The following is a 10,684-nucleotide window of genomic DNA, read 5'->3' on the forward strand; positions in this document are numbered from 1 at the left end:
CTACCCTCCCTCTACCCCTTCCACCCCTGACTCCTCAGCACCCCCGACACATCCGGCGCCCGATAGTGCTCCCCCTTGAGGACCTTGCCGTCCTCGCGGCGGGCGACGCTGCCGTCCGGGCCCAGCTTGGTCATGTTGGAGCGGTGGATCTCCGCGATCACGGCGTCGAGGTCGATCCCGTGGACGAGGGCGGTGCCGTACGCCACGTACACGACGTCCGCGAGTTCGTGCGCCAGCCGGTCGAGGGGGCCCGCCACGGCCACCTCGGCGACCTCGGCAGCCTCCTCGGCGAGCAACTCGCCCCGGTGTGCGGCGAGTTCGGGAGTCACCTCCGTCGGCTCGGCGCGGGCGGCGAGCCCGAAGGCGCGGTGGAACTCACGGACGAGATCGGCGGGAGAGGGGTGCATCCGGCGACCCTACCGGTGGGGCGGCCTGCGGCTTCTTCTGCGCGTATCTCGCAACTCGCCAGTAGCAGGGGGTCGGTGTACCGCGGGGCAACCGGGCCCCCTACCCTTCCTTGAGTCTTCAAGCTCGGCCGGCGCGCATCCCCGGCCCGCTCTGCCCTGCCGGCACGGCGGGGCGAACGCCCGCGCCCGTCAGTCGTCCCCACAGCCAGGACTAGCACGACAAGAAACGTTGAGGACCCCACCGTGACAACTCCCCCCACCTCCCCCTCTCACCGGGCGAAGTCCAAGGTGACCCGGCGCACCATGATCGGCGCCGCGGGCGCGATCACGGCCGCGGCCGTGATCACACCGACCGTGATGGCCACGACGAACGACTCCGACGGCGCCAGCATCGACACCGACGAGACCAAGGCCGGTACGACCTCGGAGACGTTCCCCAAGACCCGCGCCAAGGCCGCCACGGGCGAGGCCCCCGTCGAGGCCGCGTTCCCCATCGGCTACGTGGGCGTGCGCTGGGAAGGCACGTCCGGCGCGTCCGGCGGCGGTATCCGGCTGACCGACGCGGACGGCGGCCAGGGCGCCTGGCAGGACTTCAGCGCCGCGGGCTGCTCGGAGACCAACGGCGGCGCCCTGCTGATCGCCACCGACAAGGCCTCCGGCTACGAGCTGAAGGCGCCCGACGGGTCCACCGAGATGCGCTCGCTCGCCCTCGACACCCAGGAAGGGCCGGGGCGCAAGGTCGCCGTTCCGTCGGACCCGACCCGTGTGCGGGGTGTCGCCTACCTGTCGCGGCCGGCCTGGGGCGCGGACGAGAAGCTGCGCTTCAAGCCCGACGGCACGGAGAACACGCCGACCGCGTACTACCCGTTCCAGACCATCGCCGTCCACCACACCGCCACGGTCAACGACGACCCGGACCCGGCGGCCACCGTGCGCGCGATCTACCAGCTCCACGCCATCACCAACGACTGGGGCGACATCGGCTACCACTTCCTCATCGACGAGGCGGGCAACATCTACGAGGGCCGTTACTCCGGTGACGACGGCATCCCCGCGCACGACAAGGACGGCAACCTGGTCACCGGTTTCCACGCCGTCGGCTACAACATCGGCAACCTCGGCATCGCCCTGCTCGGCACCCTGACCGACCAGGGCCCCACGGACGCCGCCCGCGAGTCGCTGACCCGTCTGATCCGGGTACTGACGCGATTCCACGGCGTCGACCCGAAGGCCACCGTCACGTACAAGAACCCGGTCAACGGCAACGTGAAGGAGGTCCCGGAGATCACCGGTCACCGCGACTGGTTCGACACGGAGTGCCCCGGCCAGACGATGTACGACGAACTCGACCGCCTCCGCGACGCGGCAGCCCGCGGCTGAGCCGAGGGTTCCCCGCGCCCCTTCAGGGGCGCGGGGAACTGCGCGACCAGCCACAACGCACCCGCAGATTTCACACCGGACCCAGCGGAGCACCTTGGCCGCAAGCGCAGCGACCTGGCAGGATCGCGCGCATGTTTCAGGCTCACCACCTCATCCGCGCCCACCGCGTGCTCCTGGCCTCGACGGCCGGGCTCGTGGTCCTCGGGCTGCTGGCATGGTGGCTGTGGCCGCGCGAGGAGCCGCCGACCGGGACGATCACGATCAGCACGGGGTCGAAGAGGGGCGTCTACCAGCAGTACGGCGAGTTCCTGCGCGAGGCCATCGCCAAGGACATGCCGGGGCTGAAAGTGGATCTGGAGCTCAGCGACGGCTCCCAGAAGAACGTGGAGCAGGTCGCCACCGGACAGGCCGACTTCGCCATCGCCGCCGCCGACGCCGTGGAGACCTACCGGCTGACCAAGGCCCCCGGCTACGACCGGCTGCGCGGGATGGCACGGCTGTACGACGACTACGTGCAGGTGGTCGTCCCGTACTCGTCGACCATCAGGAGCATCAAGGACCTCAAGGGCCTGCGGGTGGGCGTGGGGCCGAAGAAGTCCGGGGTGCGGCTGATCGCGAACCGGGTGCTGAGGGCGGCCGGACTGGACCCCGACAAGGACATCGTCCCGGAGGCCGACACCATAGCCGACGGCCCGACCCGGTTGCGCGAGGGCCGGATAGACGCCTTCTTCTGGTCGGGCGGTCTGCCGACGCGCGGACTGGTGGACCTGGCCAAGAAGTACCGGTTCCGGTTCATCGACATCCCCGCCGGCACCGTGGCCCAGCTGCACGAGGAGGGCAAGGCCTACCTCTACTACCGGTCCTCACTGATGCCCAGCGACGCCTACCCCTCCACACAGCGCGGCGAGACCGTACCGACGCTGACCGTGGCGAACCTGCTCATCACCCGCGAGGACACCGACCCCCGGCTCACGGAGTGGCTCACCCGTACGGTGATCAGGAGCCGCGACACCATCGGCCGCCAGGTGCACGCGGCCCAGCTGGTGGACCTGCGCACGGCCATCTACACGGACCCGCTGGCCCTCCACGAGGGCGCCCGCCGGTACTACCGCTCGGTCAAGCCGTAGAGCCGCGGGGCAGTCAGGCAGCCGACGACGGTCAGGCAACCGGGCCCGTCCTGGGCACCGCGACGGTCACCCTCAGGCCGTGCGGCTCGTGACGGGCGTACGTGATCGATCCGCCGCCCGCCGCGAGGAGGGCACGGCAGATGGACAGACCGAGGCCGGAGCCCTTGATGTTCTGGTGGCCGGGGCTGCGCCAGAAACGGTCGCCGACGCGGTTGAGTTCCTCGTCGCCGAGACCTGGCCCGCCGTCGGTGACGACGACCGAGGAGACCGTGCCGTTGGAGGAGACCTCCACCTCCACGTCCTCCCCCTCGGGCGTGAACTTCAGGGCGTTGTCGATCACCGCGTCCAGGGCGCTGGACAGCGCCACCGGGTCGGCCCACGCGGTGGTGGCGGGGCAGGTCCCCGTCAGCCGTACGCCCTTGCTCTCGGCGACCGGCTCCCACGCGGCCACCCGCTCGGCGGCCAGCTCGCCGATGTCGGTGAGCCTGAGGTCCGCCTCGGCGTGCTCGGCGAGCGCCAGGTCCAGCAGGTCGTCGAGGACCTGGGCGAGGCGCTTGCCCTCGGTGCGGACGGAGGCGATCTCCTCGTTGTCCTCCGGCAGTTCGAGCGCGAGCAGGTCGATGCGCAGCAGCAGCGCGGCGAGGGGGTTGCGCAACTGGTGCGAGGCGTCGGCGACGAAGGCACGCTGCTGCTCCAGGACGTCCTCGACGTTGTCGGCCATCTCGTTGAACGAGCGGGCCAGACGCCTGAGTTCCGGCGGCCCTCCGGCGACCGCGACCCGTGACTTCAGGCGTCCGGACGCGATGGCGTGGGTGGTGGTGTCCAGGACGCGTACGGGCTTGAGGACCCAGCCGGTCAGGCGCAGCGCGGCCCCGACGGCGAGGAGCATCGCGGCGACCAGGCCCGCGGCGATGACCAGCCAGCCGCGAAGGATCTTCGAACGCATGGGCCCGGTCGGTGAGTCGGTGACCACGACGGCCACCACATCACCGTCCCGGATCACCGGGGACGCCACGACGAGCCGGTGCCGCTGCCAGGGCCACACCTGCTCCGGGTCGTGGCTGCGGCGCCCCGCGCGGGCCTCCTCGAACGCGACGCGGGCCTCACCGTCCGTGGGCACGTACCAGGTCCGCGGCGCGCGCGAGAGGGGCTTGGCGTTGCGGTCGAAGACACCCGCCCGGATGTCGTAGACGTCGTGGTAGCGCTCGAGTTCCTTCTGCAGGGTCGCGCCGCGCTCGTCGGTGTCGGGGGAGTCTGCGGAGCTCTCGGTGACGAATTGCGCGAGGGCCGCGAAGCGCGCCGTGTCGTCGATGCGGTCGACCACGACGTCCTGCTGCTGCGCGCCCGCCAGGCTCACCCCCAGCGGGATGCCGAGCGCGAGCAGCACGGCCGCCATGAGGACGATGAGCAGCGGGAGAAGACGAGTGGTCACGCGGGCACGCTATGACGCGGGGGCGACGAGCCGGTACCCGACTCCGCGCACTGTCTCGATCAGTGCGGGCATGCGCAGTTTGGACCGCAGGGACGCCACGTGCACCTCCAGGGTGCGCCCGGTCCCCTCCCAACTGGTGCGCCACACCTCGCTGATGATCTGCTCCCGCCGGAAGACCACCCCGGGCCGCTGGGCGAGCAGCGCGAGCAGGTCGAACTCCTTGCGTGTCAGCTGCACCACCGAACCGTCCACGCTGACCTGGCGGGTCGGCAACTCGATCCGCACGGGCCCGAGATGGAGCGCGCCGTCACCGGACTCGGCGGTGTCGTCCGGGACGCTGCGCCGGCTCACGGCGTGGATGCGGGCGAGCAACTCCCCGGTGTCGTACGGCTTGACCACGTAGTCGTCGGCGCCGAGGTTCAGGCCGTGGATCCGGGACCGTACGTCGGAGCGGGCGGTCACCATGATCACCGGGGTGCTGGTGAGCTTGCGGATCTTGCCGCAGACCTCGTATCCGTCCTGGTCGGGCAGGCCGAGGTCCAGCAGCACCACGCCGAACCCGTCGCTCTCGGGGACCAGCGCCTGGAGCGCCTCCTCGCCGCTGCGGGCGTGCGTGACGTCGAAGCCGTGCCGCGCCAGCACCGCGGACAGGGCGGCCGCGACGTGGTTGTCGTCCTCGACGAGCAGCAGTCTCATTCCGGCCCCCTCCGGTCCGTTCGGTCGTTCGTGCCACATGGCAGTCACGCCGATGTCGGAGGACCGCGTCAAGAGCGTTCCGCCCGGCGTTACCCAGCCGGTACGCTGCATGGTTCTACCGCTACGGGGAGTGTCGGTCTGCGACCGGATCGTTATGCTCAATTCTCCCTCAGATGTAATGACGCTGGTCGAAGCGGGTTACTACTGTCCTCCGCAACCGAGGAGGACGGAGCCATAGAGCGATGACCGAAGTACCGGTGGCCAAGGACGCCGTGGCCGGGACGAACGACCTGGTCGTCCTGAAGAGCGTCAACAAGCACTTCGGCGCGTTGCACGTGCTCCAGGACATCGATCTGACCATCGCCCGGGGCGAGGTCGTCGTGGTGATCGGGCCCTCCGGGTCCGGCAAGTCCACCCTGTGCCGCACCGTCAACCGGCTGGAGAGCGTCGACTCCGGCTCGATCCTGATAGACGGCAAGCCGCTGCCCGCGGAGGGCAGGGAGCTCGCCCGGCTCCGTGCCGACGTGGGCATGGTGTTCCAGTCCTTCAACCTCTTCGCGCACAAGACGGTGCTCGAGAACGTGACGCTGGGACAGCTCAAGGTTCGCAAGACCGACAAGGCGAAGGCCGAGGAGAAGGCGCGCGCCCTGCTCGACCGCGTCGGCGTGAGCACACAGGCGGACAAGTACCCCGCTCAGCTCTCGGGCGGCCAGCAGCAGCGCGTCGCGATCGCGCGGGCCCTGGCCATGGACCCGAAGGTCATGCTCTTCGACGAGCCGACCTCGGCCCTCGACCCGGAGATGATCAACGAGGTCCTGGAGGTCATGCAGCAGCTCGCCCGCGACGGCATGACCATGGTCGTCGTCACCCATGAGATGGGCTTCGCCCGCTCGGCCGCCAACCGTGTGGTCTTCATGGCTGACGGCCGCATCGTCGAAGAGGCCGCGCCGGACCAGTTCTTCAGCAACCCCCGCAGCGACCGGGCCAAGGACTTCCTGTCGAAGATCCTTCACCACTGAGCCTCACTGAGCCCCATTGAGGGCTCAGGCACCACCCGGTGAGGGCCAGGCACCACCCGGCCCTCGACGGCCCACGTCACCCGCATCCGACGGTCCGCGGTCTGCGTCCTACTTTCCGCACCGACGGCCCGCATCTCTTCACCACACAAAGGATGTGCCCCATGAAGCTCCTCAAGGTCACCGCCGCCTCGGCCACCGTGTTCGCCCTCGCCCTGACCGCCACCGCGTGCGGCTCCGACGACGGCGGCGACAGCGGCAACGGCGGCGGCAAGAAGATCACCGTCGGCATCAAGTACGACCAGCCGGGCATCGGCCTGAAGGAGCCCGACGGCTCCTTCTCGGGCTTCGACGTCGATGTCGCCACCTACGTGGCCAAGCAGCTCGGTTACGACGCGAAGAACATCGAGTTCAAGGAGACGCCGAGCGCCGACCGCGAGAACGCGCTCAAGCGCGGCGACGTCGACTTCATCGTCGCCTCGTACTCGATCAACGACGAGCGCAAGAAGCAGGTCGACTTCGCGGGCCCGTACCTCCTGGCCCACCAGGACCTGCTGGTCCGCGCCGACGAGAAGGGCATCAGCGAGGGCACGGACCTCAACGGCAAGAAGCTCTGCTCTGTCACGGGCTCGACCTCGGCGCAGAACGTCAAGAAGGAGATCGCTCCGAAGGCCAACCTCCAGGAGGTCGGCACGTACTCCGAGTGCGTCGACGGGCTCGCGAGCGGCGCCGTGGACGCGCTGACCACGGACGACTCGATCCTCGCCGGCTACTCGGCGCAGGAGCAGTACAAGGGCAAGTTCAAGCTGGTCGGCCTCAAGCTGAGCAACGAGAACTACGGCATCGGTGTCAAGAAGGGCGACACCGAGATGGTCGACAAGATCAACAAGGCCCTGGAGAAGATGGTCAGCGACAAGTCCTGGGACAAGGCCGTCCAGGAGAACTTCGGCGACAGCTACAAGAACGAGCCCGCCCCGAAGATCGGCGACATCGTCAAGTAAGGCAGGAATCGGCGGTGGGCCGCTCGACGGACCGGCCCACCGCATCCCCCCTCGGCACACGCGGAAGCGCGGGAGATCGTGTTCGACTTTCTTGAAGGCTACGACGTCCTAGGGGCGTTCTGGACGACAGTGCAGCTGACACTGCTCTCGGCCGTCGGCTCCCTGATCTGGGGCACGATCCTGGCCGGTATGCGAGTCAGCCCCGTACCGCTGATGCGCGGCTTCGCCGCCGCCTACGTCAACGTCGTGCGGAACATCCCGCTCACCGTCATCATCGTGTTCACCTCGCTGGGCCTCGCCAACATCTTCAGCGTCACCCTGGGCGCGGCCGACGACTTCGACGCGAAGTTCTTCCGGCTCGCCGTCCTGGGCCTGACGGCCTACACGGCGTGCTTCGTGTGTGAGTCCCTGCGCTCCGGCATCAACACGGTGCCGGTCGGCCAGGCGGAGGCGGCCCGCGCACTCGGGCTCGGCTTCACCCAGGTGCTCACCCTCATAGTGCTGCCGCAGGCCTTCCGCGCGGTGATCGGCCCGCTGGCCAACGTGCTGATCGCACTGACCAAGAACACGACGGTGGCGGCCGCCATCGGTGTGGCGGAAGCCGCTCTGTTGATGAAGGAAATGATCGAGAACGAGGCGCAGCTCCTCCCCATCACCGCGATCTTCGCCCTGGGCTTCGTGGTGCTGACGCTGCCGACCGGTCTCCTCCTCGGCTGGCTGAGCAAGCGACTGGCGGTGAAGCGATGAGCTCCGTTCTCTACGACACTCCGGGCCCCCGGGCCAAACGGCGCAATGTCCTGTACACGGTGGTGTTCGCCGCCCTGCTGGTGCTCCTCCTCTGGTGGGCCTGGCAGACCATGTCCGACAAGGGCCAGCTGGAATGGGCCAAGTGGAGCCCGTTCACCGAGTCGCAGGCGTGGACGACGTATCTGCTTCCGGGGCTCGCCAACACGCTCAAGGCGGCGGCCCTGTCGATGGTCATAGCCCTGCCGCTGGGCGCGGTCTTCGGCATAGCCCGCCTGTCGGACCACCGGTGGGTGCGCGTCCCGGCCGGCGTGATCGTCGAGTTCTTCCGCGCCATCCCGGTGCTGATCCTGATGGTCTTCGCCAACCAGTTCTACTCGGAGTCCACGGCCATCAGCAGCGACGAGCGTCCGCTGTACGCGGTGGTCACGGGCCTCGTGCTCTACAACGCCTCGGTGCTCGCCGAGATCGTCCGCGCGGGCATCCTGTCGCTGCCGAAGGGCCAGACGGAGGCCGCCCAGGCGATCGGTCTGCGCAAGACGCAGGTCATGACGTCGATCCTGCTGCCGCAGGCCGTGACCGTCATGCTGCCGGCGATCGTCAGCCAGCTCGTCGTGATCGTGAAGGACACGGCGCTCGGCGGCGCCATGCTGAACTTCACCGAGCTGCTGAACGCCCGCAAGACGCTGGCGGCGAACTACGCGAACGTCATCCCCAGCTTCATCGTGGTGGCGGTCATCTTCATCGTCCTCAACTTCATCCTGACCAGCTTCGCCGCCTGGCTGGAGAACAGGCTGCGGCGCGGCAAGAAGTCGACCGGAGCGGTTCTTCCGACGGCGGCGGTCGCGGGCACGGCGGCGACCGGCGTGGGAGGCGGGGGCGGCATCGGTATCGGTGGCGGGGCGCCCGGCGGCGACGGAACCTAGCCTCCTGAACGGCCCTGACGTACCGCTCAACTGACGACATGTGAACATTCGGAGGCAGTGGCGGGCGCGCCACTGCCTCCGTCACTTGACGCAAACACCGGCAGTGGGTTGCATACGTTCTGTGATCGTGCACCCCGCTCCATCTGGATGTTCCCGAACGTTCCGCAGGACACCGCTCCGGGCAGGGGGCACCGCGCCGTGGACCCGGTGATCATCGTCGGAGCGGGGCCCGTCGGGCTCACGCTCGCCCTCGCGCTCGCGCGCCAGGAGGTCCCGTCCGTGGTCCTCGACGAGGGCCCCGGCAAGGACGAGCAGCGGCTCGCGCGCACGGTCGTCCTGCGCGAGGACACGGCCGCGCTCCTGGCACGGCTGAGCGGATTCCCGCTGGCCGCAGCGGGGCTCGTCTGGACCGGATGGCGTTCCGTGCGCCGTCGGCAGGTGATGCGGAACATCCGCTTCGACGACGTGCCCGACGTGCCCGGCGAGGCCGCGTCCGGGGGTGCCTCCCGCGGTGCCACGGAGGACGCCGTTCAGGAGGCGTCCGCGGGGCCGGCCCCGCTGCACCTCGCCCAGCATGTGCTGACGGGTGCGCTGCGCGACGCCATCGCGGAGGAGCGGCTGGTCAAGGTGGCCGTGGAGAGCCGCCTCGACTCGATCGAGCAGGAGGCGTCGGGCGTCACGGCGCACACCCGCGGCCCCAAGGGCACCTGGTGGCGGGGCAGCTACCTCATCGGCTGCGACGGCCCGCGCTCGACGGTGCGCAAGCTCCAGGACATCCGCTTCCCGGGACGTACGGCCGTGGAGCGGCACGCCGTGGCGGCGCTGCGGACGGAACTCCCGTGGTCCGGCGAAGCGTTGCTGCACCGGGCACCGCCGTGGCGGACGTCCGGGCCGTCGGCCGGGGAGATCACCGCCCGCCCCCTCCCCGACGGCGTGTGGCGCCTGGACTGGCTGCTGCCGCCGGGCAAGGACCTGGTCACGCCCGACCTGCTGGTGGCACGCATCCGGGAGACCCTCGCGGGCTGGAGCGCGGGTTCCACGCCTCCGTACGACCTGCTGGACACCGGAGTCCACGCCGTCCACCACCGCCTCGCCCGCCGTTGGCGGGCCGGCCGGGTCTTCCTCGCCGGGGACGCCGCACATCTGCTGGGCGCGCTCGGCACCCAGGGCCTCGACGAGGGCCTCAGGGACGCCGACAACCTCGCCTGGAAACTGGCGCTGGCCTGGCACCACGGCCCTCATGAGGCGCTGCTCGACAGTTACCAGGTGGAGCGGCGCGGGCTCGTCGCCGCCCGGTTGCGCGCCGCCGACCAGGCGCTGCCCCTGCTGCGCGGCGGCAAGGGCCTGCGGTCGTACGTCCCCGGCTCGTCCCGCGGCCATGACGCGCTGCTCACGGACGGCCACCTGGGGCGCGGCCCGCTGGGCGCGCCCGGGGCGTACGCCGATTCACCGCTCGCGCCTCCACGCACCGAGTCGGAGACCGCCGTCGAGACGGCCCCGGGTTCGCAGGTCGTCGACGTGCGGGTGACCGCCGAGGACGGCACCTTCGTCCGGCTGCGGGACCGGCTCGGGCGCGGGGCGCTGCTGGTGGTGCTGATCGCACCGGGCACCGGGGTGTGGGCCCGCAAGCACTGGGTGAGCGCCGGGATCATGCCACGGCTCGCGGCCGCCGTGACCGCGCTGCCGCACCCTGCCGAGCTACTGGTCGCCGAGAGCTACCCGGGCGCGGCCGCGCACACGGTGCTGCTGGTCCGTCCGGACGGCCATCTGGTCACCGCGCTGAGCGGGGTGCGACCGTCGGACCTGTACACGGCGGCGGAGGCGGCCCTGGGCGACCGGAAGAAGTCGGAGGCGGCGGGCACCGGAGCGGGGGCAGGAACCGGGGCGGGCACCGGAACCGGTGGGGTCGGCTGAGCCGACAGGCCGAACCCCCGGTCACCGTGAGGTCCACATAG

Annotated in this window: 10 protein-coding genes; 7 read left to right on the forward strand and 3 right to left on the reverse strand. The window is 70.2% G+C overall.

Going from position 1 to position 10,684, the window contains the following annotated elements:
• Positions 1-11 precede the first annotated feature (11 nt).
• Positions 12-407 (reverse strand): pyrophosphohydrolase domain-containing protein, encoded by a 396-nt coding sequence (locus FNH08_RS33150; protein ID WP_152775226.1) that lies wholly within the window; start codon positions 405-407, stop codon positions 12-14.
• Positions 408-650: 243 nt separating this feature from the next.
• Here FNH08_RS33150 and FNH08_RS33155 point away from each other — a divergent pair, with 243 nt between their 5' ends.
• Together FNH08_RS33155 and FNH08_RS33160 are read left to right on the forward strand one after the other, a co-directional pair.
• Positions 651-1,787, forward strand: a complete 1,137-nt coding sequence (locus FNH08_RS33155; protein WP_322725911.1) for an N-acetylmuramoyl-L-alanine amidase — start codon at positions 651-653, stop codon at positions 1,785-1,787.
• Positions 1,788-1,918: 131 nt separating this feature from the next.
• Entirely contained in the window at positions 1,919-2,914 is a 996-nt protein-coding gene (locus FNH08_RS33160; RefSeq protein ID WP_152775227.1) for a TAXI family TRAP transporter solute-binding subunit, read from the forward strand.
• Between the two features lie 31 nt (positions 2,915-2,945).
• Here the strand turns inward: FNH08_RS33160 and FNH08_RS33165 are convergent, their stop codons facing one another.
• Positions 2,946-4,346 (reverse strand): sensor histidine kinase, encoded by a 1,401-nt coding sequence (locus tag FNH08_RS33165; protein ID WP_322725912.1) that lies wholly within the window; start codon positions 4,344-4,346, stop codon positions 2,946-2,948.
• 9 nt (positions 4,347-4,355) lie between these two features.
• The gene (locus FNH08_RS33170) at positions 4,356-5,042 is read right to left on the reverse strand and encodes a response regulator transcription factor (protein ID WP_152775228.1); all 687 of its coding nucleotides are present in this window, start codon (positions 5,040-5,042) and stop codon (positions 4,356-4,358) included.
• A gap of 242 nt (positions 5,043-5,284) precedes the next feature.
• On the opposite strand from FNH08_RS33170, the gene FNH08_RS33175 reads away from it, so the two are divergent.
• The 5 genes from FNH08_RS33175 (at position 5,285) to FNH08_RS33195 (ending at position 10,643) form a co-directional block, all read left to right on the forward strand.
• Complete coding sequence (locus FNH08_RS33175; protein WP_152775229.1) at positions 5,285-6,061, forward strand: amino acid ABC transporter ATP-binding protein; 777 nt, start codon at positions 5,285-5,287, stop codon at positions 6,059-6,061.
• A 161-nt stretch (positions 6,062-6,222) separates the two neighbouring features.
• Positions 6,223-7,059: a glutamate ABC transporter substrate-binding protein gene (locus FNH08_RS33180; RefSeq protein WP_194238694.1), complete on the forward strand. Its 837-nt coding sequence runs from the start codon at positions 6,223-6,225 to the stop codon at positions 7,057-7,059.
• A 78-nt stretch (positions 7,060-7,137) separates the two neighbouring features.
• Complete coding sequence (locus FNH08_RS33185; protein WP_322725913.1) at positions 7,138-7,806, forward strand: amino acid ABC transporter permease; 669 nt, start codon at positions 7,138-7,140, stop codon at positions 7,804-7,806.
• Positions 7,803-8,729: an amino acid ABC transporter permease gene (locus FNH08_RS33190; RefSeq protein WP_152775231.1), complete on the forward strand. Its 927-nt coding sequence runs from the start codon at positions 7,803-7,805 to the stop codon at positions 8,727-8,729. The genes FNH08_RS33185 and FNH08_RS33190 overlap by 4 nt, the downstream gene beginning before the upstream one ends.
• 198 nt (positions 8,730-8,927) lie before the next feature.
• Positions 8,928-10,643, forward strand: coding sequence for an FAD-dependent monooxygenase (locus tag FNH08_RS33195; protein ID WP_322725914.1), 1,716 nt, complete (start codon positions 8,928-8,930; stop codon positions 10,641-10,643).
• The last annotated feature ends 41 nt before the right edge of the window (positions 10,644-10,684 follow it).

This window comes from Streptomyces spongiae, from assembly GCF_009377185.1.
GTDB classification, from domain to species: Bacteria; Actinomycetota; Actinomycetes; order Streptomycetales; family Streptomycetaceae; genus Streptomyces; species Streptomyces spongiae.